This window comes from Rhodopirellula sp. MGV (assembly GCF_002251265.1).
Classification (GTDB): domain Bacteria; phylum Planctomycetota; class Planctomycetia; order Pirellulales; family Pirellulaceae; genus Stieleria; species Stieleria baltica_A.
Map to the genome: position 1 here is coordinate 75,081 of NZ_NPDI01000052.1, position 25,336 is coordinate 100,416.

The following is a 25,336-nucleotide window of genomic DNA, read 5'->3' on the forward strand; positions in this document are numbered from 1 at the left end:
CTGACGAAATGTTTTGGAGTTGGATGGGAAAGAGGAGCACGCGCGCTAGGCCTTCTTCGGCAGGCGATAGAACTCTTGGGTGGTGTTGGCTTGGCGATGCATTTGTGTCCAACCACCCGCCAAAATCACTTGTGCGTCGTCGCCTTCGGGGGCATGAACTGCACAGGCGAAAACGGCACGGACCGAATCGAGTGGTTCGCACGTTTCCCAGCGATCGCTTGCGATGTCGTAACGAAATACGGTTGACGTTGGCTGTTTTTGTGCGTCGACTCCGCCGAACACGTACAGTGAACCGTCGTGTGCAACCATCGCGTGCGCTGTACGCGGTTCCGGCAGATCAGCGAGCGGTCGCGATCGATTGGTCGCGGGATCGAATTCGATGAGGCCGCGTTGGAAGGTCCCTTTGTCGGGGCCGGCTGTCCATCCGCCGGTGTAATAAATCTGTCCACGGTGCGAACAAGCCGCGCCGTGTCGAGCACCATAGGGAAGCGTACCCACGAGTGACCAACTGTCATTCGCCGTGTCATAGGCGAAGATGGTGTTCGCATCCACTTTGTCTTCACGCCCGCCAAGTGCGTACACGGTATCACCGACCGCAGCGATGCCTGGTTTAACACGCTGGGCTGGCAAGTCAGCTCCTTTGTGCCACTCGCCTGTGGTTGTGTCCAGGATTTCAACAACCGACGATGGGCCTTCCGGCAAGCCTGATTCCGACTGAGGCGAAATCCCACCGGCGACGGTATAGATCTTTGTCCCGTTTGCGACCGCGACAACATTTGCCCGTGGCGTCGGAAGTGGTGCCAGCGATTGTGGCTCCGATTCGGTGTTGAGCGAAATCGCGAGCGCCGTGTCGAGGTGTTCAAAGGGATTAAGCATCCCACCGATGACGTAGAACTGATTACCGACAATTGCACCCGCTACACCGCCATGATGTTCGAGTGTGGGGGCTTCGGTTTGAAGAGGCATGAAGGCAACTGACTCATTGGGGCGGACGGTGCCGGACGAACCGGCGAAATACACGTCCACGCCAATTGGCAAGTGCTGTGCCAAAGACGAGGTGAGCGAAAATGCGACGGATTACGCAGTTCTTAGAAGCTTGTTGTCGTCAGGGCGGCGGAAATACCGTCGCGCGTGCACACTCTCTCGCCGTTGTCCCCAAAAGCATTGGGCCGAATGGTGGTTTTCGATAGGCCCGATCGTGGTCCTAGCCAGAAGTGCGGGAGCTTGTCCGAGAAAGAAGTTCGTTTGCGGATTCGCTGCCAGCGGACACGATGTCACTCAGTATCTTTGATGCGTGAGCCGCAGAGTTCCAACCATTTTCGATTTTGGAATTCGTTTCGGCTACGATGCCGTGAATGCCAGACGCCGCGAGGTGGCTCGCGTTGGCAAGCGCCTTGACTTCATTCGCGACCACGGCGAAGCCGCGACCGGAGCTTCCAGCACGCGCGGCTTCGATGGTTGCGTTCAGAGCCAACAGATGAGTTTGGCCGGCGATTGCAGTGACTTCTTTCAAATTCTCGTGCATCTGCGTCGAGCAAGCGCGAGCCGCATCCAAAGCGTCGAGCGATTGGCGAACTGCCGATTCGCCCTCGCTTGCGAATCGATCGAGATTCTGTTGCAGCCGCAGCGCGATTTGGTGATCGTGTTGAGCGGAATCCGCAAGCTTGGTTCTGTCGGATTGAATCGCATCGATCATCTTGTTGTAGCAATGCGAGAGGTCGCCGATTTCAGTTCCTTGTTCAATGTCAGTGATCTTCGCACCACTGTAGTCGTTCGATTGTGTCGCCGCAGTCATCGACATCGCCAATTCCAAAAGCGATGACTTGGCACCGTGCTCGGCGACATTCAAACCGATCGCTTCGTCGTGAGGACTCACGCGCAAGGGCACGAATAGCTTAAGCAGTGAGAGAACCAGATAGCCGCAGCCGAAGGACCAAACGAAGCAGGTCAACACACCAATCGATTGGATGCCGAGTTGGTTCAGTCGCGTCATTCCTTCCGGCAGGTGATCAGAACCCATGAACAAAGCCACCGCGAGGGTTCCCCAGACACCGCATACGCCGTGAACACTGACGGCCCCAACGACATCGTCAAGTTTGAAAACCCGTTCAATCATTTGGATGCTAAACCAAACCAAGATGCCCCCGGTAAGCCCAATCAAGGCTGCCGAACCCGGGTCGACGACAGCGCATCCGGCGGTGATCGCGACCAACCCACCAAGAACTCCGTTGGCAATGTCTTCTGCAGTTGGCAGTCCATCGTCCCCGAACAAAACGCTAACGAACGCGCTCGATAGACCGCCAAAGCAGGCGGCGAGTGCGGTGTTGACAGCGATCATGGCGATTTCAGGACCGGCCGAAAGCGTGCTGCCGCAATTGAAGCCGAACCACCCAAAGAACAAGACAAACGTTCCTAGGTAGACAAGGACCAAATTATGAGCCGGCAGCTTTTGTGGGTTTCCTTCGCTATCAAATTTGCCCAGTCGAGGCCCGATCGCGATGATTCCCGCCAACGCCACCCAACCGCCGGTCGCGTGGACCACTGTTGACCCGGCGAAATCGATGAAGCCCATCGCTTCAAGAAAACCTTTCGTTTCGCCATGGAAGAAACTGCCCCAGGCCCAATGCCCCATCAGTGGATAAATCAGACCTGAGATCACCGCAGAGACCAACAGATAGACTCCGAATCGTGTCCGTTCCGCAACAGCTCCGCTATCAATTGTCGCTGCGGTCCCACAGAACATCGCCTGAAAAATAAAGAAACAAGCGGCCCAGGGACTGGTTTCGAATGTCGGTAAAAAGTCCGTTGTTCCGATCCAACCTTCATAGCTGTGTCCGAACATCAGGCCAAAGCCGAACAGCCAGAAGATCGCCACCGAAATCAACAGGTCGAACATGTTTTTGATCGCAACGTTGATCGAGTTTTTAGCGCGGCAGATTCCTGATTCGAGACACATGAATCCGCCTTGCATCAAGAAAACAAAGGCGGCAGCGATCAATACCCACAACAGGTCGAGGTTCGTTTGGATTGAGTCGACTTTGGAAGAAAGTTCTGTCGAAGCGACCACGAGCTGTGGTGAGAATGCCATTGGTCTACCACGTACCTGTCAAACCAGTTGGAGCAAAAACGACAGTCCCCAGGTGAGGGAACTCATCGAATTGTGCGTCACCACTTAGCCAGCTTGCTGGAAACGAACACGGGTTTGCCGTCATTGCGGTGACGTTTCCCCTCTTGCAGGTGAAGCGGGTTGACGCAAAAGTGTGTCGCTGAGGCACGCATCGGGCAAAATTGGTTGAATCGTTGTCAAAAGCAACGCCGATTCACCGGGCCCTAGAAGGCGGCAATAACAATTTCATCGCCTAACCGAACAATTTTCCGCGGCGGGGGCTGCAAACCGCCAGTTAGGGTTGAAATATGTCTAGCTGGGAGCTAACTTTTCAAAGTCAACCGGAATCCAAGGGGGATGTCGGATCTGCCCCATTCGACTTCCCCTTTCCGGTTGGCTCAAAGAAGCCGGCCGAGTGCTTATGGAATGGTGTTGCCCCTACGCATTCCGAGCACTCGACCGACGTCTCAATCATATCGCGTGTCATTCGCCCTAACAGCAGCGAATGTAAAGTCGTGATCACAAAGGTGGATTAAGTCGCCCAATAAGCGAACAAGTCACTAATCAGCCTGACCATTCATCTCTTTTTCACTTGGTCCGTTGTTAACGTGACGCTCGGTTCGTCGAACGCGCCAGCTTTTTTGGCTTTCTCTCTATCGTGCAATGGCCCATGCGCTCATGTGGTCGGCCGATCGGATGTCGGGCAACGTACAACTCCGTTTGAACTGATCGCATGATCATACGAGTCATTTGATCCGTGTTCATGAGCGCTGTCGGAAAAGCGTCTCTTGAGAAGTGTTTCGCTTCGTTATCGCCGCGTATCTCTTCGCCGAACATTGTTAAGCATACGTCATGATGACGGACACATTGCTTCACAATCGGAGCATCCTATGGAGGCCTGATGAAAGGTTGGTGAAGTGAATTGGCATCGGTTCGATTGGCCTATGCAGCCGCGCTGATAATTCACACGCTTGCTCTCGGATAGCTAAGCTGCCTTTGGAAGCACAGATGGAGAGCGATGAAAGGTGCTTTGATTTGTCTGTTGAGCGTTCCCCTTTTTGGGATTCATCGAATCGCTTTTAAGATCGATGATTGGCTCTATCCGTCGCTCCGTGATGTCTTGGTTCAAAGGCCACTGTTTATCGTTGGTTTGCCGCGCAGTGGGACGACGTTGTTACATCGACTGCTCGCAAGCGATGAAGCCGCTTTTGCGACGATGCCGTTATGGGAACTCGTCTTTGCGCCTGCCGTATGTCAGAAGCGACTGGTGCAGCGACTCGGCAATCTCGATCAATTCTTTGGACGCCCGGTCGCGCGAATGCTGACGTTGATTCAGCGGATGATTGGCAGCCGCTTTGACGCGGTTCATCTCACCAGGCTGACCTCTCCCGAAGAAGATTTTCTGGGGCTGCTGCCGTTCGATGGTTGTTTCTTGAAAGTCTTGCTGTACCCGTTTGATCAAGCGGTTTGGGATCTGGGGTACTTTCAGAGTCGCCTGGGTACGGAACGGCGAAAAATGCTGGTGGCAACCTACAAACGATTGATTCAACGTCACCTTTTCTTTCGTGGGACCGATGCCCGGTACTTGGCAAAGAATCCGAGTCTGACGACGTGGGTACCTGCACTGGCTGAAGCGTTTCCCGATGCGACCTTCATTGGGCTTCGGCGAAGTCCGGTTTCGGCGGTGCCATCACAACTGAGTTCTCTGCGTGAGGGCATGGCGCTGTTTGGAAACGATGTCACTGACCCACGAATCGTTTCTAAGTTTATCAATCTGCTTTCACACTATTGGTTTGTCTTGGAACATTGTGCGGCAAGGCTGCCCGAATCTCGTTTCCTGCTGATTGAATACCAAGACCTTGTCGATTCCAAACGGAATGTTGTCGAACGGATCGAAACCCGATTCGGTTCAATCTATTCGATCGCGGGGCGTCGACGAATCATGACAGCGTGTGAAGAACAGCAGTCGTACCGGAGTTCACACTTGTATTCGTTAGCCGAGTTCGGAATCGACCGAGCCACGTTGATGGAATCGTTCGGTGCTCTACCGAATGAAGGATACGAAACGTCGTCGTTCACAGCGAAGCAGAAGGTGGGACCATGAATGTAAGGCTTGCCGAAAAAAGTCCGCGAACGTTGGATTCGTCTGTGTCGGATTGGGGCTCGCGACGACGTCGCTTGCGGATTTCGATTGTTTCCGACGCGATCCGTGGACGAAATGGGGTCGGGACGTACTACGCAGATTTGATCGAGCATCTACGTCCCGCCGTTGAGCAGATTCAGTTGATCTGTCCTTCAGCGGAATGCGATCGCGATACTGAACGATGGTCTGTGCCGATGCCCGGTGACAGGACACAGCGAATGGTTTGGCCGCGCTATCGGAAATTCGTAGCGCAATTGGATCGCCAGTCGCCACAGTTGATCGTGTTGCCTTCGCTAGGCGTCTACACACTGATGGGCATGCGTTATGCGATCGAACGCAGTCTTCCGGTCTTGGTCGTCAATCATACGAATTTTGATCGCCTGCTGCCGTTGTATTGGCCCGGGGTGATTTCGAAGCCACTTGGTTGGTGTTTAAATTGGTTGAACCGCTGGCTCATACGGCGAGCCACGATGGTCGCGGCGTTGAATCCAGATTCATTCCTTGCGGCAAAGCAACTCGGCGCTGACGCAGTTCGCATCATGGGAACGCCCGTCTCTGCCGACTTTTTGAACGACAGACTTGTACCACCTTCCGCCGATGTTCGCCGATTTTTATTCGTCGGAAGACTCGCGATTGAGAAAGGTGTCGCCGAAATTCTTGACGCGGCAAAGACGCACACGCAATACGAGTTCGCGATTGCCGGCGATGGTCCAGGACGATGCGAAGTTGAAGCATTTGCAAGTCGTCATCGCAACGTAAGCTATCTCGGCTGGCTTTCGCGTGATGAGGTGCGCCGCGAGATGGACCGCAGCGACGCGTTGTTGTTGCCATCATCGATCGAAGCGTTTGGTACGGTTGCTCTGGAAGCACTCGCTCGTCGACGGTTTGTGCTTCTGCGTCGATCTTGTGGTATTGCGAAGTGGCCTTCATTTGCCAACGGCTTGTTTTATCTCGACGACGAGAAGAGCGTCGCGGAGGGCATCGCTTCATTTTGTAAGATGTCGGGGCAAGACCGATTAGCGACCGGACGAATCGGGTGGGAAGCCGTCGAAGATTTCAATCGTCACACGATCCGTGTTTGGCTCCGGTTCTTGACCGATGCCGCATCCAATTCATGCAACCGTATCGTAGAAACGATTGATGGATAGTCGGCGTCCCAAGGCACTGTTGTCGATTCATGACGTGATGCCGGACACTCTGGATGAAGTGGGGCAATTGCTCGCGATCTGTCGCGAGGCATGCCATCGGCGGATCACCTTGCTAGTTGTTCCAGGCAAGCAATGGTCCAACTCTGATCTGAGACTACTGCGCCGCTGGTGCGACGAGGGTTGCGAGTTGGCGGGACATGGTTGGCTCCATCGATGCCGCTCGGTGAATGGCTGGAAACATCGGATTCACCAAAGACTGATTTCGCGAAATGTCGCCGAGCATCTGAGCCTGTCCGGTGAAGAGATTTGCCAATTGGTTTCGCGATGTGCACGGTGGTTTGATGAACAAGATTTTGACCGTCCGGTGTTGTACGTTCCGCCAGCTTGGGCAATGGGAGCAATTTCTGCGAAACAACTGCTTCATCTGCCTTTTCCGATGATCGAAACTTTGTCCGGCATACGGCAAGTACAAACGCTCACAAGGACGCGTTTGCCGCTTTTCGGATTCGAAGCCGACACGTTGTTCCGCGAACAGTTTTTACGTGTTGCGAATCAGTTGGCGATGGCAACGCGGCATTTGAAAAAACCTGTGAGAATCGCCCTTCATCCCTTTGACCATCGATTACGTCTGAGGGCGAGTCTAAGGCGGATTTTGGCCCTCGATTGGGACGCGATTAGCTACCGCGAGCTAATGCGACCAGCGTAATGGACAAATACTGAAGTACTGCTGATTGGTCCAGCAAAACAGGGCTGCCTTTCGATGTCAGTCGCCCTCTTCAGGTGATTTTCTCGTAGACCTACACTCCGTCCCCCGCTACCATTAACAAACCGTACACAAAGGGGGTGCAACGGATGGTCCAAAAGATCCTTCATTTCAGCCAATTGCCCGATGGCCAACTGTTCCGGTTCAACAAAGCGTTGTACCGCAAAATGGGCGTGACGATGGCTGTTTTGATTCTTAGAGCCAAACGTCAAAAGCCGACCGAAGACCACATCGTCCATTTCGATATTGAACAGGTGGTAGAGGCGCTCTTTGATCAGTGAGGTCGCGGAATGGCGACGGAATTGAAATCGCAATGCGGTTCTGTACACGCTGGGTGATGCGGTTTCACTAGAATGGTTGTGCTGACGTGTCTACGATTCACGACAACCATCAAGTCGGATTGGGATGAAAACAAGCCTACTCTGGAAGCTTCTGGCGATCGGTTTCGCTGCGATCCTCGTCTATGCGCTGGTGTTTTCCGAATCATCGCCTCAGGTCGTCAAGATTGCTTCGGTGAAAAGCAAGTTGCCTGAGCCAGCTGCTACAACGCCGCCCCCAATCGAAGCAGTACCAACTGTGGCACGAACCTCGGGGTATGTCGGTTCACAAGCCTGTTTGGAATGCCACCGCGAATATCACCAGTCATGGCATGAGTCGTACCATCGCACCATGACACAAGTTGTCAGCCCAGACGCTGTGCCGGCACCTATTGTCGATGGCGGATCCGTTGTGAGCGAAGGTGCGAAATTCGACTTTGTCCGTCAGGGCGACGAGTACTTTGTCGAATTGGCCGATCCGATCGCAAACGGAAAGCGTATGAAGCGGAAGTTGGTTCTGACGACCGGATCACACCACATGCAAGTGTTTTGGTACGAGTCAGGGTACGACGGTACACCTGCGCAGCTGCCCATTGTTTACTACATTGACGCGCAGCGATGGATTCCGCGCAAGAGCGCATTCCTGCGGCACCCTGATATGGCCAAAGGTCCCGAGTTTTCACGCTGGAATGCGATCTGTAGCAATTGCCACGCGACACAGGTTCGTACACGTCCTCCTGCTCGAGGTGATGTGGCTTGGGACACGCGTGTTGCGGAATTTGGGATCAGCTGTGAAGCGTGTCATGGACCTGGTGAAAACCACATTCAATGCCATGATTCGTCACTTGCCGCGACATCGCTATCACTGTCGATCGGTGATACCGTTGATCCCATTGTGAACCCGGCAAAGCTGCCCGCCGAACTGCGATCGGACATGTGTGGCCAATGTCATGGCATGATGATGATCAGCATCGCGGACGCGGATCAGCAAGAGCAGTATTTCAAGGACGGGAGGCAGTTCCGCCCAGGTGATTCATTAAACGATGCGCCCTTTTTGCGTTTGGTGCGGGCAACCGAAGAACATCGAACAGGCGAGACATTCAAGCTGTTCGACGCGCACTCGGGGTTTACCCAGAATCACTTTTGGTCGGATGGAGAAATCCGAGTAACGGGACGCGATTATTCGGGCATGATCGAGTCGCCTTGTTTTAAAAACGGCGAACTCTCGTGCTTCTCTTGTCACACCATGCACGAACAAGATCTCTCTCGACAAAACACCTGGAAAGACGATCAACTCAAACCGCAGATGCGCGGCGATGATGCTTGTATCCAATGCCATCCCAAATACAAAGAACTGGGCATCGAGCACACGCACCATCCGATCGATTCAGCAGGCAGCCGCTGTATGAATTGTCACATGCCGCACACGGTCTACGGTCTATTGAAAACCAGCCGTTCGCATACGATCACGAGTCCTTCTGTGAAGTCCACGCTTGAGACAGGGCGTCCAAACGCCTGCAATCTCTGTCACTTGGACCACACCCTTGGAGAGACCGCCACGAACCTCACAGATTGGTACGGGCACGACTTACCCCAGCTGACCAGCGACCAAAAGAACATTGCGTCGGGGGTATTGCAGTTCATGATCGGAGACGCCGCCCAGCGGGCCTTGCAAGTGAATGCGTTCCAGTGGCAACCCGCGCAAGAAGCATCCGGCACAAAGTGGATGCCCCTGTTCTTTTTGTTGGGGATGGACGACGAATACCACGCGATTCGGCTGATGGCTGAGCGTGGATTCAATTCGTTGCCGCATACGAAGAATTTCGATTATGACTTTCTCGAATCGCTGGAAAGCCGCGGCGCGATCATGGGCGAGCAGTATCAACGGGCACTGGATCAAAGTCACGAACCAGACGCCGCACTGTTGATCGGAACCGACGGACTTTTTGATCGCGAAAAAATGGCTGACCTGATGCAAAAGCGAGACAGTCGTCCGGTCAACTTGCAGGAGTAAGGCCCTGGCATGATGCCAATCTACTTGGCATCACGCCAATCTATTTGTCTTGAAGCGGAAGGCGATAGAGATAGATGGTGTGTGGGCCTCCGTCATCCACGGACTTCATTGATTCGGTTTGAGTCACCTTGATGCCTTCGATCGGAAAATCGTGGCAAACGATCCGAGCGTTATCTGGCATCTGACGAAGCTGTGGGATCAGCTTTTCATTCATTTCGGGCAACAGGTACAACGTGACAACGGTCGCCTTGCGAAGGTCCACGTCGAAGATATCTTTCTGGGTGATCCGAACCAGCTTTTCTGTTCCCGCGGTCTTCACGTTCTCTCGTGACTCCGCAACTTTCCTCGCATCAATCTCAAAACCTTCCGCATGGCAGCCATAGCGTTTCGCGGCCGCAACAACGACTCGTCCATCGCCGCAACCCAAGTCCACGAGCATGTCTTGCTTGGTCACTCTGGCCAGTGCCAACATCCTGTCGACAACGTCACGTGGTGTGGGGACATGAATAGCGGAGTCTTCTTTACTGCGGTAAGGCTCGTCAGCATTTGAAAACGCGCAGCAACACACCAATCCGCCAAGCATCAACCGTCGACTGATTTTCAACATCACCCAACACCTGTTTTCAAGTGGCCTTCGAAAGATGTCAGGTGAAGATTCTAGCGTTTTCGTTGGTGCGAACCATCACATCGCGGCATTCGATCAGAAAGGCCACAAATACAATCGTGCATCCCTTTGCCAGCCATGATGCGTGGGATGCAGTTTTCGACACGCGATTTGCGAGTCTTTGACTGTTTGGCCGATGTGAAGTGAAGCACATAGGCACGTCGTCGGCCTGGGGTAAGTGACTCGAACGCAGACTTCAAGAGCGGGTTTTCGTCGTAGGTCTGCAGCAATTCATCGGGCAGTTCGATTTCATCTTTTTGATTGAAGTCGACCTTTGCGCCTTTCGCCTCAAGTTCGATGGCTTCTTTGATGTACGCACCGATCGTGTCTGACAGCGATTCAATGCTTTCAAGACTCTCGAATCGGACCACGCGGGCGGACTGGCTATTGGGGCCAGGGGCGACCAAGATCGATTGCGGATCTGACAGCAACACACCTTTGAAAAAGCCAAGAGTGCAGCTTTTTTTTAGTCGACCGATGATGACGATGTTGCTTGATTCGTGCGTGTAGCAGGGGGCTCGCCATTTGAACTCCTCCGTCAGGCCGTTTTCCAAGAGCAGTTCGCGTAGCTTGCGAATCTCTTGCTGCCAAGTTTTGTCCTTGTTGATGAACTCGGTGACGGAAGAGTTTTTCTTCGCCATTGATGACGGATCCTGCAAAAGGGTGTGAGCTCACAATGGCTTCGTGCGCGCGCCTAACGACGCCTGCACGTTACCCATAAAAGCACAAGTAAGCGGTTTCTTGAATCACTTGGACTTGAAACTTGACATTTGCCGGCACGCGAAAGTCTTGTCCGGTAGAAAACGTTTCGAACGCATCGCTACCTGGCAACTTCACCGACATTTCACCCGAAACGACTTTCATCAATTCGTTTTCGCTCGTGCCAAATTCATACGTTCCGATAGCCATTACGCCGGCGGTGGCTTTGCCGTCAGAGTTGCTGAACGCGATCGATTTTACATTGCCGTTAAAGTATTCATTGACTTGCATTGCCATGGTAACGCCTCTTTGTCTTGCAAGCGGGGTGTCTTGTTATTCGCACCGATGGTGCGGCACTTTGGTAGTGGAAGATCAAGCGTTGTGCAATTGCCCGTAGCCGATGGTTGCACCGGAAATACAAAACACCTGACATCGATTGAAGAACAATCGGTACGATGACTGACGTTGTCACCGATTCGTTATGTTTGATGCCAAAAAGAAAACCGATCGACTGAAACTGTGAGTCGTTGCCCCTGCAACTAACCAGCTCAGCCGACCGGTGAACATGATGTTATCGCCAGATTGGGGCTCGTCAAACAATTATGGGAAACAAAACTCAATTGGGCCAAAGCAAGGGGATTGCGTACCACCTTGGGTGTTCACGTCTTGCAAGAAGTTGGCGAGTTTGTTTGCGATTGGTGTGTTGAGAGTCCGCGCCTAGAAAAGACTGCAAATTCCCGGCGGAAATGCGTCATCGCGGCATATCAACCCACTGTTTGTACGTTTGTTTCACGCTTTTCGCACCAGCAGCGAATTATCGGGGCTCGCAATTCGATTCAGTTAGGGATGCTATCCACTCGTACTTCGTTCGAACTGGAGTACCTGATGCTACCAGTACTAAGCAATTCACGCCCACTGACCTTGGGCGTCATCACGTTGCTCGTGAGCCAAGGATCAGGACCGTTCGAAGGTGCGCAGCGCGACCGAGTGCTGCAACACATTTCGCCAGTCGATTCGACAGGTCCTTCCATACAGCGCCGGGAAGCTGCAACGATCGATCGGAAGTTCAGTCGCAAGTCGCTCCCTGGCAAAACGGGCTCATTGAGAGTCCATCACGGCAGACACGCACCAAAGTCGATTCAGGAATCTCAGTCCAATGTTCGTGCACGTCGTCAAGCGGTTCGGATAGAACGACCGAACCTGACTGGGGAATCGATTCCGTTTGCCCACTGTTTTCTTTCAAACGTTGCAAGTGATTGCTGTGGAACAAAGTTGGCGAGTTTCCTGACGTCGAGTAGCGCGCGGCATAGAAACAATCGCCAAGTCCGACGGCAACCGTCATTGAGATCGCGTTCTTGATGCCATAGGCGGTCGCCGTCTTTTCGACGAATCGAACCATTCGAGTTAATCCGTTTTGCACGTTATCGAGCAACCCAAATGTGAGTGCCAAATAGAACATGCGTTCGGTGTCGGTTGAGCCTTGCATCAACGGATACAGTTCCGCGTCGACGGCCATATCTAATGACTGTTTCAGCTTGTCATATCCGTTGATAAAACCGTTGTGCTGAAACAGAACGTGTTCGTATCGAAACGGATGGCAGTTGGATTCTTGAATCGCCGTTCCGCTGGTTGCCCGGACGTGGGCAAAAAATAGATGGCTGTTCAATTGGTCCGACAGATTGCGGAGGTTCCCGCTATTCCATGCCGGCCGGATCGTGTGAAATACGCCGGGTCGCGGCGAATCGCCGTACCAGCCCAAACCGCTGCCATCGCCGTTGACGGGAGTCGTCGACCGGCGTGAGTGCAAGCTTTGCCCGATGAAGGCGTCTTCTGCGCAGTACAACAACTTGTCCAACCGAATTGGATCGCCAAAGTATGCAAGCCAGCGACACATGAAATTCAACCCCTCCAGATTTGATGTCTCGAATGTGGATCAACGTGACGTGTCGAAGTAGCTCGTTAGCTCTTCAGTCATCATGTCCCATTGTTTTTGGTCACCACTGATCGCCATCATCGTTTGCTTGATCTTGCTCGCTGCCATCCCGGTGACTTGATCCATGCCGATTTTCGGTGGCATCATCAATTCGCCGCTGCTGACGACCGCATCGATCACGAACGGGCCGTCCGCTGCTTTCGCCTGTTGAATCGCCGCTTCGATATCACAGGCATGCTCGACGCGAATACCGTCCCCGCCGCACCAACGCGAATAGGCTGCCAAATCGGGGACGTCCACGCCGAGGACGTCGTCTTCAGGAACAATTCCGGCGACTTCCATCTCCAACTTCACAAATGCCAAGCTGTTGTTGTGCAGCACCAGGAGTTTTACTGGCAATTGATGTGAAACGATCGTCAACCAATCCTGCATCGCCATTGTGAAGGCTCCGTCGCCGACGATCGCCCATACCTCTCGATCGGGAAACAACATCTGGGCGCCGAGTGCACCGGGGACGCCGACTGCCATCGAACCGTGGTTGAATGAGCCGATCATTCGACGGTCGGAATGGAACGAGACATGCCGAGCAGCCCAGACGGTTGCCGTCCCCGTGTCGACGACGAAGATCGCGTCGTCCGCCGCATGTTGATCGATCATCGACAAAAAGATCTGCGGATGCAGCGGCTCGTGGTCTCGAGATGGCGAAGCATTTTCCTTCGCCGATTGCCGCCAGGACCGAAAGTTCTTACAGATCGCGTCATGGAAACGATTGGTTGGTCGTGGATCAACGATCGGCAGCAGCTTTTCCAGGGTCGCACCGATGTCGCCGTGAATGCCAAGGCTGACGGCCGTTCGATTTCCAATGTTTGGCAATCGCGTGTCGACTTGTATCGTCTTCGTTTTGTGGGGAAGGAATCCGGTATAGGGAAAATCTGTGCCTAGCATGATCAGCAAGTCACAATCCATCACGGCATGATAGCCTGATGGAATACCGATCAAGCCGGTTAGTCCTGCGACGTGCGGGCAATCGTGATCAAAAACATCGCAAGCACGCAACGAGTGTGTGATCGGTGCTTGCAGTCGTTCGGCGAGCTGGATGACTTGGTCACGACAGTCGCGGCAACCCGCACCAGCAAGGATTGCAATTTTTTCATGCTCGCGGATCATCGCTGCGACGTCTCGTACCTGAGCGTCGGATGGTGTCAGTTGAGCCTGGGATTGCACTAGCGGATGAATGAATTGATCGCCGGACGCGGGCATCGCCGCGATGTCGGCAGGGAGTTCGATCCGGCACACGGTTCGCTCGCTTAGTGCCACTTTGATCGCACGCTGAATCAAACGCGGGGCTTCTGCAGCCGAACGGATGATCGCTTGATAGCCGCATACATCCGCGAAGACTTTTTCGAGATCGACCTCTTGGTGAAAGTTCGTGCCAAGTTGTGACAAAGGGACTTGTCCCGTTACCGCAATCACTGGGCATCGTTCGCGTTTCGCGTTGTATAGTCCGTTGATTAAGTGCAGCGCACCAGGCCCAACGGTGCCGGCACAGACCGCCAAATGTCCGCTGAGTTCCGCTTGAGCAAACGCTGCGTAGCTCCCGTTGCCTTCGAACCGGACACCAACCCAATCCACACCCTCCCTGCGATGGATCGCTTGTGCGAATGGATTCAATGCGTCGCCGATGACGCCAAAGACTTGTTGCACGCCAGCCTTGATGAGCAGGTCGAGCAATTGTTCTGAAACTGTTGTTGACATAACGATTTGTTGAGGGGCACGATCACCCGCAAAGTCGAGTGGGAAAACTGGCTATGCGTTTGCCTTGATCGTTCGCGGACCGAAGCAATCGCTGCGAGCGTCGGTCCAATCACGCCCCCAAAAACTAGCATCACAGCCATCGACCAATTCATTCGGTTCGGCTTGGTAATAGATGTCTTCGTAGGACTTCACCGTGGTCGGCCCAACGCGGCGCATCAACATGCTTGGGTGGAGTTGCTCGGGGCCATCCAAGCCCATCGATGCGATCAGTCGATTGAATTCCATCACGGTTGCGTGCTGGAAATTTCTGACGCGGTGCTTCTTAACGTCAGGTTGCAAGCCTCGCGTCCGAGACGGGTCTTGCGTTGTAATGCCGGTCGGACAGCGATTCGTTTCACAGCGTTGGGCTTGAATACAGCCAAGGGCCAGCATCATCGCGCGAGCTGAATTGCAGTAATCGGCGCCTTGAATGATTCGTTTGGCCATCCCGAACGCAGAGGTGATTTTTCCGCTGCACCCGACTTTGATCGCGTCACGCAATCCACATGCGATCAACGATTGGTTGACGAAATGCAAACCCTCGGTCAGTGGCACACCGACGTGGTCTTCAAACTCTAGCGGAGCCGCACCGGTCCCGCCTTCACCACCATCGACGATGATGTAGTCGGGCAAGATATTCGTCTCCAACATCGCTTTACAAATCGCCAAGAATTCACTTCGGTGACCAATACAAAGCTTGAATCCGACCGGTTTCCAGCCACATAGTTCGCGTAGTTGTTCGAGGAACTGCAACAGACCGATCGGCGTATTGAACTCCGTATGCCCCGGTGGCGAAACACATTTTTGATGGGCGGGGACACCACGAACCTTGGCGATTTCTTCCGTCATCTTCGACGCCGGCATCACACCTCCCAAGCCAGGCTTTGCACCTTGAGAGAGTTTCACGGTGACGCACTTGACCGCTTGCTCGGCTGCCTTTTCGGCGAACTGTTCTGGATCGAACCGGCCGTCCTCGGTTCTGCATCCGAAGTACGCTGTGCCAATTTCCCAAACCAGATCGCCGCCGGGCCGGAGGTGATATTGGCTCAACCCACCTTCACCGGTCGCATGGGCGAACGCACCAAGTTTGGCTCCACCATTCAGCGCTAAAACCGCGTTGGCACTCAGCGAACCAAAGCTCATTGATGACACGTTCAACAATGCCATGTCGTACGGATGCTTGCAGGCCGCACCGCCAATTGTGATACGAAACTGTTCGGGGTTCGCGTCCTTGGGAGCGATCGTGTGGTTAAGCCATTCATACCCTGACGCATAGACATCAAGCTCGGTACCAAACGATTTCTCTTGATGTTCCTTCGCGGCCCGCTCGTAAACCATCTGGCGGTCGTTGAAACTTAGCGGAGACCCATGAGTGTCGTCTTCCACAAAGTACTGATGAATCTCCGGCCGGATCTCTTCAGAAAAGAACCGGCCATAAGCGAGCAGTGGATAGATCCGCAGCAGGTTGTTTGTCGGATGGAACAGGTTGTAGCATCCGAGAATGGCAAGTGCGGACAATGGTATCGCCGCCCCTAGCCATAGCAGGGAACCGGCGGTGGAGTAGTAACCGGTGGCGAAAGCGGTTGCGACCACAATCACCAACGGAACATAGCGGAGGAAACTCAACATGCTGTGGATCAGATCAAATTCGGTCGGCTGGGTTACGTCTACCGAGGGCCTCATTGCTGAGGCTTTAGTTTTCGTTTACCCAGGCCCGGGCATCCGCAAGGTGCGACGTATCGAAATACTTGATCTTTGCCGTGGTGAATGGCCGGCAGAACACAGACATCCCTTTTTCCCAGCGACTATCGCCGACAACGGCCAAACGCTCGATGTCGTTGAAGTGCTTGACATCAAATTTGATGTCGTCCCAGAGGGCTTCGGCATCCCAGCCATGGAAATCGCTGAAAACGACTAGCAGCCGGATCTTGCCGTACTGTTCGATTCGGTGCTCCGTCAACGGTACGAAATGCTCGTAGTCCGCACCGGACAACTTGCCAGTCAAATGGACTTCAATCGTCTTGCCGCCGTCGACTTCGGTTACGCTCGTGGACATCGTTCGATTCTCCATCGCTCAAGTGCTTGGCCGCAGGGACACATCTCGATGTGTTCTTGCTGAGCCAACGGATAACGATTGCTGTGATCCTGCTAGGCCCGTGCCACATCGAAGAAATTTTGTCCAGATTCTTTGCGAAGAAGCTAAATTCTGTTGTGGTGTGGTTGGTAGCCCTCAATACACCGGCAACTATTTGGGCGGCCGCAATGTGTTCTAGATGCGTTCCAGGCAGACGCGCGCGATAGCGTCGCGGGCTGGGCGGATTGAGCGTGTGCTTGTGGTCCCTACCTGACATGCGAACAGTTTCCGTCAGGTGGGAAAGCAACGCGTAAAGTGATCAAACATTGCCCGACGCGATCAAGAACTGGGCGAGTTTTGATTACGCGGATTTCCTGTTCAGTGCACGACCCGATCTTGTGTGATCGATGAACAGGGTGATTGCGATTTGGACAAATCGCAATCGGAAACAATATGCGACCCCCGCGTGCATGCACGGATTGAGCCTACTCGGCTGCGACCGCTGCGTCACGTTGCCGAATCAGTGCGTTGATCTCTTCATCCGCGGGGCGAATTTCGAAAGGCCCAACGCGCACCCCGGGATGCTTCGACATCAGTTCTATTGCGTGCTCCATGTTGTTCGCTTCGAGCAACAAGATCCCGCCGAGCACTTCTTTGGTTTCTGCGAAAGGACCGTCGACGGCTTCAATTTCGCCATTCACATTGTGCAGAGTGACCGCTTTTTGTGACCAACCCAACGCTTCTCCGCCGAGGAAGTGTCCGCCAAGGCGAAGCTCGTCGTCGTATTCGAAACAGGCCTCCATCATCCGCTTGCCCTCTTCAGGAGGGACTTCGGCAAACTTCTTTTCGTCGATGTAACCTAGGCAAACGAATTTCATACCGGTACTCAGTTGCTTGAAGGTGAGATGAGCCGGAGCTTGATTGCGCGAACAACAGCGCAACGCGTCAGGAACCAGCTTTATCAACTGGTCGAAGGCGGTTGCATCGGATCGACAGCAAACCTCGCATTTTATGAAAAAACGAGTCAGCTTGCCCGAGTGCGTTTGCGGCTGCCTTTTCGTCGCGGTTTGACGAGCTTATGAAAAACCGAAAGCGTTCCAAGGATCATCCGTCGTTTGCGACGGAGAGTTTTGTCTCCGGCAACCCAGCGGCGAAACATTCCTGCGAAGAACGAAATCGACTCACGTCGTTCTTGAATGTTGTTTGGCAAGTCTTTGTTGTCGGCTCTGAACTCACAGAGTTGGTAACCGTAGTTCGGCATCGTGACGTCATGATCGATAAAGCCGATCGCCGCAAGTCGTTGGATATTGGTTCCACTTGCCGCAAACGCGAGCATGCAAAAGTCGTCCGCTGAAGGGTCTTTGGCAAGCACTGCAATTTGATAAAACACCGAATAGCTGATCGCATTTGCGACTTTCTTGGTCGCCGGAGGCGGGTCACAGGAAAACTCCACGGCGGAATCCAAGACGATGTGCTGGCTTTCTGGCAAGACGTCATCGGGGCCGATGTCCATGAACGAGATTTGGCCATTTCGCATGGCTTCGTACGCCTTCGCGGTGACAGGCAAGACGACGGTTAAGGCGACACGTTGGCCGTCAACGATCGGATGCATCAAGGTTTCGTCGTTTGCCTGCCATAGTTTGACGTAGCGGTCGACATAGCGGTCACGCTCTTGATTGAGCAAGTCATCGGCGAGTTGAAACTCTTCGACCTCTTCTCCACATTGACGCAGATGTTCTCGCCAACCGTCACGCATTTGCTCGATCGACGCCCGCGCGTCGTCCTTGTCACGGCAGTAGGCCAGATCATCGGGCAGCAAGTGGTTTTGGACGTAGCTGCTGAGACTCCATGGCCACGACGCGAATGCCTGTTCGGTAGGGCGCACCGATGCGCCGGGGCTGGTCATCTCGTCAAGTTGAAAGCCGAGGATGTTTCCAACAGATTCCAGTGCGGCAAATTCACGAGTGTAGACGCTGGACTCGACATCAACGATCAACGTTAGTGCGACGTCGGCGGCGTCAGCAAGATCTTGTTGAGAAAGTCCAAGTTCGACACGCCGGTCGCGAATCAATTCGCCTCGCGTGCGAATTCCATAGTTGGTGGTCATTGGGACGAAGTGGTCATGCAGTGCAGAAGTACAAAGAAAAGGGGCACCCGCCAATTGCCCGCGGTCATCTCATTCGTTGGCGACCGCACTCTCTATTGTGACTTGGCACGATGAAATGAAAAGTCGTTCTGCAAGTTTGAAACGGCAATTTCCCTCGTGAATAAACACGTTTGCCCACGCACTTTGATCTGATGTCAGCGGCGATGTTGATGACCGTTTCGAACGAACTGTGAGCGATTCGAACAGGAAAGCGTTCAATACGACCACCTCGAATCAGCCAAACCAATCCGCCCATCTGGAATCGTTAAAAACTACCTGAATTTGGTATTGGTCGAAATCGTTACACGCCCTACACTTCTCGCCAGTGAAGGATTCAACCGCGTCTGACGCGGATCACTTCGGCTCGCAGGATGTGACCGATCGAATGGATTCGAATTAGACATTGGACGTCTAAAATTATTAAACCCCAGCGACCAATCTCTCGGTCGCTGGGGTTGATTTGTTTCTGGAGCGATCGTTTTGCGAATCTGCTTACAGCTTGCTCATCGCTTCTTTCGCAACGCTGACGCATTGACGGATATCGTCAATCGGATCCTTGGGGTTCTCTTCGTATTCCAACGAGATCGCGCCGTTGGTTGGAAAGCCAGTCGATTTGAGCGCCATGAATACGCCTTCGACATCCAAGTGACCTTTGCCAAGGATCACTCCTTTGGTGCGGTCTTGCATCTCTTCGAAGTCTTTCAGGTGGATGCCAAACAGTCGCCCTTGAAGTAAACGGATGACTTCGGTCGGACGTTGGCCTGAGCGGATGTAGTGTCCCAGGTCTGCACAAGCACCGATGCGTTCGTCGTGGCCTTCGATCGCGGTGAGTACGTCGACGGCTTTGTTGTAACGGTGACGGGGGCCATGATTGTGAATCGCGACGCGGATATCGAACTCTTTGACCAACTCGTCGAGACTGTCGAAAGAGTCCGGATCGGGATCGGCGGTGATGGCGGGAACACCAAGCGCTTTTGCGAATTCGAATAGCTTGCGGTTCTCGTCAGCGTTCTTGGTTAATCGGTTGACGCCATGAGCCGAAATCGACATGCCCAGATCGGCGACCTTTTTCTTCATCGCTTCAATCGCTTCGGCTGACGAGTCGATCGGCAGCATCCCGCTGTAGAATTCGACTTGCTGGAAACCAAGGTCGTGAGCGTGCTGAAGCGCTTCGTCGACGTTGTAGCCGCGTAAGGAGTAGAGCTGGATCCCAAGCTTGTAGCCGGCGTCTTCGGCGGCCGAGGTTACTCGTGGAAGGCTTGCCGCCGAGGCTGTCGCAGCAACTGCGGCCAGAAATTGACGACGTGAAGGGGCGAAATTGTGCATAGTCATAAATTCCAAGACAATTTGGATCTGAAAAAATGGCGACGGATTAGGCTGGGGAAAGGATCCGTCGACGAAAAGCGAGGGCGACATTGCGCAGTTCAGTTGACGCTGGAGTGTCCTCGCTCGCTACCTTATCCGGGCCGCATTGTAGAACACACCGACCGCCTGATGCGGCATTCGGGGGATGGGTGGCCGGAAAAGATTCGAATGCTACATTGACGTTTGGATTTGACGGTAAAATCCGACGCAAATCTCGAGAACTACCCCATCGCCACTGGGTGGGGCGAACACGATCGTAACGACTTACATAGGTGAACAACTTGTCCATGACACAACGCACTCTCGGTCTCGTCGCAGCGCTGCTGCTGATTCTCGGTTCGAACGCACAGGCCGAAGATGGTAAGTGGGTTTCTCTGTTCGACGGAAAAACGCTTGACGGTTGGCAAAAAGTCGGCGGCGACGACAGCCACTGGGACGTCAAAGACGGCGCCATCCAAGGAACCGGCAACCCTTCGATGCTGGTCACCACCTCCGGCCCCTACAAAAACTTCCGTTATCGCGCCGAAGTCAAAATCAATGACGGCGGAAACTCCGGCCTGTATTTCCGTACTTCGCCAAAGCCTGGATTCTTGGACGGCTACGAAGCACAGATCGACAGCACCCATACCGACCCGATCCGCACCGGTTCGATCTACGGTATGTGCCACGTCTACAAGCAAGTTTCAAAACCCGATACCTGGTTCACCTACGAATTGGAAGTCCGTGATGATGTATGGCGCGGTCGTGAAATGACCCGCATCAAAGTCACCATCGATGGCGACGAGCTGTTCGAATACCTGGACTTCGACAAGACCTTCAAGAAAGGCCACTTCGCGTTCCAACAACACGATCCCGGCAGCGTTGTCGAGATCCGCAAAGTCGAAGTGATGCCATTGAAAGACTAGTTCTCACTCGACAACGTTAAGTCACGCCAATCGCGGTTCCTGTTTTCAGGGGCCGCGATTTTTCTTTGCGCTGCGACTACAACGCCGTGACCACAACACGGAATTCGAGACGCGCAATCGGCACGGTTACCGGCGACATCACCACGACGCTTATACTGGTGGCAACTCGCCAATCATCGAAGGATGTCAAACACTTCCCTCCTCTGCCCCACCGCGCCAAAGATGAAACCAAACCGACTGTTCTGGCTTGCCTTTGCAATGTCCCTCGCTCTCTCCTGTTCGGTCGAGACCACCTCCGCTCAAGACAAACCGTCGTCCGAAATCGGAACGCTGGATCCAGAAATGGCCCAGCCCAAGCCTTCTGCGGATGGCTTGGTTTGGTACGACGTCACGACGTGGGATGTCGAGGGACGAATCTTGCCAGACCAAGAACGCCTGCGATGGTTCGACCGATTGCCGGCCTCGGCACAGCAGTCTGTGACGTCGAATGTGTGGAACCTCAGCAGGCACTCCGCCGGAATGATGGTTCGATTCAAAACCGATGCGACCAACATTCACGTCCACTACAAATTGCTGAGCGCCAATTTGGCGATGCAGCACATGCCGGCGACCGGCGTTAGCGGAATCGACTTGTACGCTCGCGACGAAAATGGGAATTGGCGTTGGGTGCAAGTCACACGTCCAAACAGCCAAGAAGTAAAAACTGTCTTGGCGAAAGACATCGCACCCGGTGATCGAGAATTCGCCGCCTACTTGCCACTTTACAACGGTATCGATTCACTCAGCATCGGTGTACCAGCTGGAAGTCATTTTCAAACGCTTGCGCCCCGTTCCAAACCGATTGTATTTTATGGAACCAGCATCACGCACGGTGCTTGCGCAAGCCGTCCCGGAATGGTTCACACCGCGATTCTGGGACGTCGATTTGATCACCCTGTTGTCAACTTGGGATTTTCAGGCAACGGAAAAATGCATCAAGCCGTTGGCGAGTACTTGGTGCAGATCGATGCAGCGGTCTACGTCATCGACTGCCTTCCCAACATGAATGCAAAAATGGTCGATGAACGTTGTGTACCGTTGGTCAACCAGATCCGCGCCGCAAAGCCCGATACTCCGATTGTCTTGGTCGAGGATCGGCGCAACACAAACAGCTGGATCTTGCCAGCACGCGATGCACATCACACCGCGAATCACGATGCCTTGAAGCAAGCCTTCAAACGTCTGACCGATGACGGAGTCGAGCAGCTTTACTACGTTCCCGGCGATGAACTGTATGGGACCGATGGCGATGGCGCGACTGACGGTTCGCATGCCAGCGACCTTGGGTTCTATCGCCAAGCGGACGTATTCGAGCCCATTCTGCGTGCAGCGATCAATTGATTCACCTTTGCTACCAACACCCCACGGAAACCAATCGAGATGCGTTCAATCTCCAAACTACTCGCCACATTGACTGTGCTGACGGCCTGGCACCCGGCTATTGGACAAGACCGCGCCCCCGAGCCCAACGAACGTCAGTACTTGCTCGATCGCGTTGATGATGTGGCGATCGTTCAGTTATACGTCGACGGGTTCGAGCAATTGCCACTTCGCGAGAAAGCCCTGATCTACCATTTGTCCCAAGCCGCGATCGCCGGACGCGATATCTACATCGATCAGCGTTATCGCTATTCACTCACCATTCGAACGTTGCTCGAAGGTGTGCTGGAACATCCCCAAGGCATCGACAAGGTGACTTTGTCAGCGATCGAAAAGTACATGAAACTGTTTTGGGTCAACAACGGACCGCACAGTTCACTGACCGCGCAAAAGAACTTGATGGAGTGTGATCCAGAATCCTTGGAAGCCGCCATCGAGATAGCGATTGCCAACGGGGCACTGATGCCCGAAGGTACGACGGAGCTTGAACCGCTGTTGGATGAGCTTGCCCCGGTATTTTTCGACGAAGACTACGAATCCCACGTGACGCAAAAGTCACCCGCTGACGGCCGCGACATCTTGGTTGCCAGTGCCAACAACTTTTATGAAAACGTCACGATGCAAGACATCGAAGGTTTTCGCGAACAGTATCCGTTGAATTCACGCGTGGTGAAACAAGCCGACGGCCAGATCGTCGAACAGGTCTACCGGATGGGCTTGGACGAATACGTTCCGGCCGGGTTGTATGCGAAACAGATCACCGGAATTGTCGACCATTTGGAAGCCGCGATTCCCTATGCGACGCCACAGATGGCCCAGGCAATCGGTGCTCTGATTCACTTCTATAAAACTGGTGACGCGAGGGACTTTTACGAATACAACATCGCTTGGGTCGACGACAAAGACAGCCCGGTTGACACGATCAACGGGTTTATCGAGGTCTACGTCGACGCCCGTGGAATGAAGGGGGCGTGGGAAGCGGTCGTGTATTTCAACGATCCGGTGAAGATGGACATGATCCGCAAATTTGCCGACAACGCTCAGTGGTTCGAAGACCATATGCCTTACGACCAGCGATTCCGCAAAGCGAACGTCAAAGGCATCTCGGCCAAAGCTATCCAAGTCGTCATGGAGACTGGTGACTCGGGACCAGTGACCCCGATCGGAATCAATTTGCCCAACGATCCGGTCGTTCGGCAGCGTTACGGCAGCAAGTCAGTGTCGCTGAGTAACGTGATGGAAGCGTACGACAAGTCGGGTTCGAAAGCGGCCCGCTCGGAGTTCTGCTTTGACGAAGCCGAGGCCGCACGCGCTGACAAATGGAAAACCGAAGCCTTGGCTCTCGAAGTCAACATGCACGAGGTGATCGGTCACGCGTCCGGTCAAGTGAACGCGGGTGTCGAGCCGGCGGTTTCGATCAAAGAGTACTACAGCGCACTCGAAGAAGGACGCGCCGATTTGGTTGCGCTATACTTCATCGGGAACGAAAAGCTAATCGAATTGGGCTTGGTGGCGAACGAAGCCGATCTTCAAGAATTGCAATTGGCGGCCTATGAAGCGTATACACGCAACGCAATGACACAGCTGCGTCGCATCAAAACCGGTACCACGATCGAAGAAGATCACATGCGAAATCGCCAGATGATTGTCGGCTGGCTGGCTGCAAATACGAGTGCGATTCAAGTTGACCAACGTGACGGAAAAACGTTCTTTCGCGTCGCTGATGTGAAAGCGTGGCATGCCGGCGTCGGACGACTGCTGGCCGAAGTACAACGAATCAAATCTGAAGGCGACCGCGCGTCGGCCGAACGGTTAATGAAGGACTACGCGATCAATATCAACATCGATCTTCGTGATGAAGTCTTGGATCGTTATGCGGACTTAGATCCGCCCGCTTACACAGGCTTCGTCCAGCCGACGTTGACGGCGGTCACGAACGATGCCGGAGAGATCACCGATGTGCAGATTTCGTATCCGCTAGACCTCAAACAGCAGATGCTTGATTGGTCGCCAGAGCCGGCGAACTGATGGTCTGCGAATCGATGGCCGACTGTGACTAGAACAGGCCAATTAATCGCAATGCCGCAATTGCGGTGAATGCCAAGAGGATGCCGTTGAAAAGTGTTTGTGGAACCCGCGAGACCAACCAACGTCCGGAGAAAATTCCGATGGGAATCGCGGTCGACATCAATGCCCCGACGGCAAGCGACTTGGAAGTGATCAGCCCTAGGTTGTAGCTAAGCGGCAGCTTGAGCACGTTCAAAACCAGGAACAACCACGCTGCCGTTCCGATCAGTTCCCATTTTGGCAAACTGATTGCGATCAAGTACAGCGCGACCACTGGTCCGGCCGCGTTGGCAAGCATGGTGGTCACGCCGGCCAGAAATCCGAGCGCGATCGCGAAGGCTGTCGAATGCGGCACCTTGTCGAACCATCCCGGTTTCCACATCCGAATGACTTGGACACCGGTTAGCGTCAAAATGATGGTGCCGACGAGTCGCTTGAAGATCGTTTCGTCGAGCACTCCCATCATCTGCCAGCCGACCAAGATTCCCACTAACGTTGGCGGTAGCAGTCGCCGCACTTGACCCCAGTCGGCTTTTCGTCCGAAGACTTTGATCGCGAAAAAGTCACCGACGACTAGCATCGGCAGCAGCACACCGGTGGATTCTTTGGCACCGAAAATCGACGCGTAGACAACGACATGAAACATGCTGATGCCCGGGAATCCCGATTTGGAGATACCGATTCCCATCGCCCCAAGAAATAGCAGCGTGAATTCGAGGGCGGAGAGATTGGAGAGCATCGGTTCGGAAAACTGCGGGAGTCGGTCAGGCAAGGTTGGC

At 53.8% G+C, this 25,336-nt stretch carries 21 protein-coding genes; 8 read left to right on the forward strand and 13 right to left on the reverse strand.

The annotated features are described in order from the left end of the window. Positions 1–45: 45 nt before the first annotated feature. Together CGZ80_RS18845 and amt are read right to left on the reverse strand one after the other, a co-directional pair. Complete coding sequence (locus tag CGZ80_RS18845) at positions 46–966, reverse strand: Kelch repeat-containing protein (RefSeq protein WP_233148519.1); 921 nt, start codon at positions 964–966, stop codon at positions 46–48. 238 nt (positions 967–1,204) lie between these two features. Beyond that, on the reverse strand, positions 1,205–3,088 hold the full coding sequence (gene amt, locus CGZ80_RS18850; RefSeq protein WP_094417235.1) for an ammonium transporter: 1,884 nt from the start codon (positions 3,086–3,088) through the stop codon (positions 1,205–1,207). A gap of 1,060 nt (positions 3,089–4,148) precedes the next feature. Between amt and CGZ80_RS18860 the strand changes: the two genes are divergently transcribed. The 5 genes from CGZ80_RS18860 (at position 4,149) to CGZ80_RS18880 (ending at position 9,491) form a co-directional block, all read left to right on the forward strand. After that, positions 4,149–5,210 (forward strand): sulfotransferase family protein, encoded by a 1,062-nt coding sequence (locus CGZ80_RS18860; protein WP_158222770.1) that lies wholly within the window; start codon positions 4,149–4,151, stop codon positions 5,208–5,210. Continuing rightward, positions 5,207–6,397 carry a glycosyltransferase gene (locus CGZ80_RS18865; RefSeq protein WP_094417238.1) on the forward strand — a complete coding sequence of 397 codons (1,191 nt, stop codon included), beginning with the start codon at positions 5,207–5,209 and terminating at the stop codon, positions 6,395–6,397. Before CGZ80_RS18860 ends, CGZ80_RS18865 begins: the two co-directional genes overlap by 4 nt. Continuing rightward, positions 6,390–7,103 carry a polysaccharide deacetylase family protein gene (locus tag CGZ80_RS18870; protein WP_094417239.1) on the forward strand — a complete coding sequence of 238 codons (714 nt, stop codon included), beginning with the start codon at positions 6,390–6,392 and terminating at the stop codon, positions 7,101–7,103. Before CGZ80_RS18865 ends, CGZ80_RS18870 begins: the two co-directional genes overlap by 8 nt. 146 nt (positions 7,104–7,249) lie before the next feature. Next, on the forward strand, positions 7,250–7,441 hold the full coding sequence (locus CGZ80_RS18875; protein ID WP_094417240.1) for a hypothetical protein: 192 nt from the start codon (positions 7,250–7,252) through the stop codon (positions 7,439–7,441). A 124-nt stretch (positions 7,442–7,565) separates the two neighbouring features. Beyond that, entirely contained in the window at positions 7,566–9,491 is a 1,926-nt protein-coding gene (locus CGZ80_RS18880; protein WP_094417241.1) for a multiheme c-type cytochrome, read from the forward strand. Positions 9,492–9,531: 40 nt separating this feature from the next. On the opposite strand, the gene CGZ80_RS18885 is transcribed toward CGZ80_RS18880, so the two are convergent. The 10 genes from CGZ80_RS18885 to CGZ80_RS18935 form a co-directional block, all read right to left on the reverse strand. After that, entirely contained in the window at positions 9,532–10,098 is a 567-nt protein-coding gene (locus CGZ80_RS18885; RefSeq protein ID WP_094417242.1) for an SAM-dependent methyltransferase, read from the reverse strand. Positions 10,099–10,148: 50 nt separating this feature from the next. Beyond that, positions 10,149–10,796: a DUF1801 domain-containing protein gene (locus tag CGZ80_RS18890; RefSeq protein ID WP_094417243.1), complete on the reverse strand. Its 648-nt coding sequence runs from the start codon at positions 10,794–10,796 to the stop codon at positions 10,149–10,151. Positions 10,797–10,866: 70 nt separating this feature from the next. Then, entirely contained in the window at positions 10,867–11,145 is a 279-nt protein-coding gene (locus CGZ80_RS18895) for a pyrimidine/purine nucleoside phosphorylase (protein WP_094417317.1), read from the reverse strand. A gap of 775 nt (positions 11,146–11,920) precedes the next feature. Next, a complete protein-coding gene (locus tag CGZ80_RS18900) occupies positions 11,921–12,748 on the reverse strand; it encodes a class II glutamine amidotransferase (protein ID WP_094417244.1) in 828 nt (275 codons plus the stop codon). Between the two features lie 39 nt (positions 12,749–12,787). Next, entirely contained in the window at positions 12,788–14,542 is a 1,755-nt protein-coding gene (locus CGZ80_RS18905) for a thiamine pyrophosphate-dependent enzyme (RefSeq protein ID WP_094417245.1), read from the reverse strand. A 51-nt stretch (positions 14,543–14,593) separates the two neighbouring features. Next, a complete protein-coding gene (locus CGZ80_RS18910) occupies positions 14,594–16,210 on the reverse strand; it encodes an FMN-binding glutamate synthase family protein (protein WP_094417246.1) in 1,617 nt (538 codons plus the stop codon). A 64-nt stretch (positions 16,211–16,274) separates the two neighbouring features. Beyond that, entirely contained in the window at positions 16,275–16,637 is a 363-nt protein-coding gene (locus CGZ80_RS18915) for an STAS/SEC14 domain-containing protein (RefSeq protein WP_094417318.1), read from the reverse strand. A gap of 503 nt (positions 16,638–17,140) precedes the next feature. Continuing rightward, positions 17,141–17,533: a YciI family protein gene (locus CGZ80_RS18920; RefSeq protein WP_094417247.1), complete on the reverse strand. Its 393-nt coding sequence runs from the start codon at positions 17,531–17,533 to the stop codon at positions 17,141–17,143. Between the two features lie 146 nt (positions 17,534–17,679). Further along, positions 17,680–18,762, reverse strand: coding sequence for a hypothetical protein (locus CGZ80_RS18925; RefSeq protein WP_094417248.1), 1,083 nt, complete (start codon positions 18,760–18,762; stop codon positions 17,680–17,682). A gap of 531 nt (positions 18,763–19,293) precedes the next feature. Then, positions 19,294–20,127 (reverse strand): sugar phosphate isomerase/epimerase family protein, encoded by an 834-nt coding sequence (locus CGZ80_RS18935; RefSeq protein ID WP_094417250.1) that lies wholly within the window; start codon positions 20,125–20,127, stop codon positions 19,294–19,296. Positions 20,128–20,453: 326 nt separating this feature from the next. On the opposite strand from CGZ80_RS18935, the gene CGZ80_RS18940 reads away from it, so the two are divergent. The 3 genes from CGZ80_RS18940 to CGZ80_RS18950 all read left to right on the forward strand — a co-directional run bounded on the left by CGZ80_RS18940 (position 20,454) and on the right by CGZ80_RS18950 (position 24,518). Further along, the gene (locus CGZ80_RS18940) at positions 20,454–21,071 is read left to right on the forward strand and encodes a DUF1080 domain-containing protein (protein WP_094417251.1); all 618 of its coding nucleotides are present in this window, start codon (positions 20,454–20,456) and stop codon (positions 21,069–21,071) included. A gap of 258 nt (positions 21,072–21,329) precedes the next feature. Further along, a complete protein-coding gene (locus tag CGZ80_RS18945; RefSeq protein ID WP_094417319.1) occupies positions 21,330–22,451 on the forward strand; it encodes an SGNH/GDSL hydrolase family protein in 1,122 nt (373 codons plus the stop codon). Positions 22,452–22,490: 39 nt separating this feature from the next. Next, a complete protein-coding gene (locus tag CGZ80_RS18950; RefSeq protein ID WP_094417252.1) occupies positions 22,491–24,518 on the forward strand; it encodes a dipeptidyl-peptidase 3 family protein in 2,028 nt (675 codons plus the stop codon). A gap of 28 nt (positions 24,519–24,546) precedes the next feature. Here the strand turns inward: CGZ80_RS18950 and CGZ80_RS18955 are convergent, their stop codons facing one another. Next, the gene (locus CGZ80_RS18955) at positions 24,547–25,329 is read right to left on the reverse strand and encodes a sulfite exporter TauE/SafE family protein (protein WP_233148521.1); all 783 of its coding nucleotides are present in this window, start codon (positions 25,327–25,329) and stop codon (positions 24,547–24,549) included. Between the last annotated feature and the right edge of the window lie 7 nt (positions 25,330–25,336).

Coding starts and splice junctions, on each gene's coding strand:
- CGZ80_RS18875 (WP_094417240.1), top strand. CDS start 7,250: ATGGTCCAAAAGATCCTTCATTTCAGCCAATTGCCCGATGGCCAACTG.
- CGZ80_RS18950 (WP_094417252.1), top strand. CDS start 22,491: ATGCGTTCAATCTCCAAACTACTCGCCACATTGACTGTGCTGACGGCC.
- CGZ80_RS18935 (WP_094417250.1), bottom strand. CDS start 20,127: ATGCACAATTTCGCCCCTTCACGTCGTCAATTTCTGGCCGCAGTTGCT.
- CGZ80_RS18900 (WP_094417244.1), bottom strand. CDS start 12,748: ATGTGTCGCTGGCTTGCATACTTTGGCGATCCAATTCGGTTGGACAAG.
- CGZ80_RS18885 (WP_094417242.1), bottom strand. CDS start 10,098: ATGTTGAAAATCAGTCGACGGTTGATGCTTGGCGGATTGGTGTGTTGC.
- CGZ80_RS18910 (WP_094417246.1), bottom strand. CDS start 16,210: ATGTTGAGTTTCCTCCGCTATGTTCCGTTGGTGATTGTGGTCGCAACC.
- CGZ80_RS18940 (WP_094417251.1), top strand. CDS start 20,454: ATGACACAACGCACTCTCGGTCTCGTCGCAGCGCTGCTGCTGATTCTC.
- CGZ80_RS18845 (WP_233148519.1), bottom strand. CDS start 966: ATGCCTCTTCAAACCGAAGCCCCCACACTCGAACATCATGGCGGTGTA.
- CGZ80_RS18870 (WP_094417239.1), top strand. CDS start 6,390: ATGGATAGTCGGCGTCCCAAGGCACTGTTGTCGATTCATGACGTGATG.
- CGZ80_RS18865 (WP_094417238.1), top strand. CDS start 5,207: ATGAATGTAAGGCTTGCCGAAAAAAGTCCGCGAACGTTGGATTCGTCT.
- CGZ80_RS18890 (WP_094417243.1), bottom strand. CDS start 10,796: ATGGCGAAGAAAAACTCTTCCGTCACCGAGTTCATCAACAAGGACAAA.
- CGZ80_RS18880 (WP_094417241.1), top strand. CDS start 7,566: ATGAAAACAAGCCTACTCTGGAAGCTTCTGGCGATCGGTTTCGCTGCG.
- amt (WP_094417235.1), bottom strand. CDS start 3,088: ATGGCATTCTCACCACAGCTCGTGGTCGCTTCGACAGAACTTTCTTCC.
- CGZ80_RS18915 (WP_094417318.1), bottom strand. CDS start 16,637: ATGTCCACGAGCGTAACCGAAGTCGACGGCGGCAAGACGATTGAAGTC.
- CGZ80_RS18905 (WP_094417245.1), bottom strand. CDS start 14,542: ATGTCAACAACAGTTTCAGAACAATTGCTCGACCTGCTCATCAAGGCT.
- CGZ80_RS18895 (WP_094417317.1), bottom strand. CDS start 11,145: ATGCAAGTCAATGAATACTTTAACGGCAATGTAAAATCGATCGCGTTC.
- CGZ80_RS18945 (WP_094417319.1), top strand. CDS start 21,330: ATGTCCCTCGCTCTCTCCTGTTCGGTCGAGACCACCTCCGCTCAAGAC.
- CGZ80_RS18925 (WP_094417248.1), bottom strand. CDS start 18,762: ATGACCACCAACTATGGAATTCGCACGCGAGGCGAATTGATTCGCGAC.
- CGZ80_RS18920 (WP_094417247.1), bottom strand. CDS start 17,533: ATGAAATTCGTTTGCCTAGGTTACATCGACGAAAAGAAGTTTGCCGAA.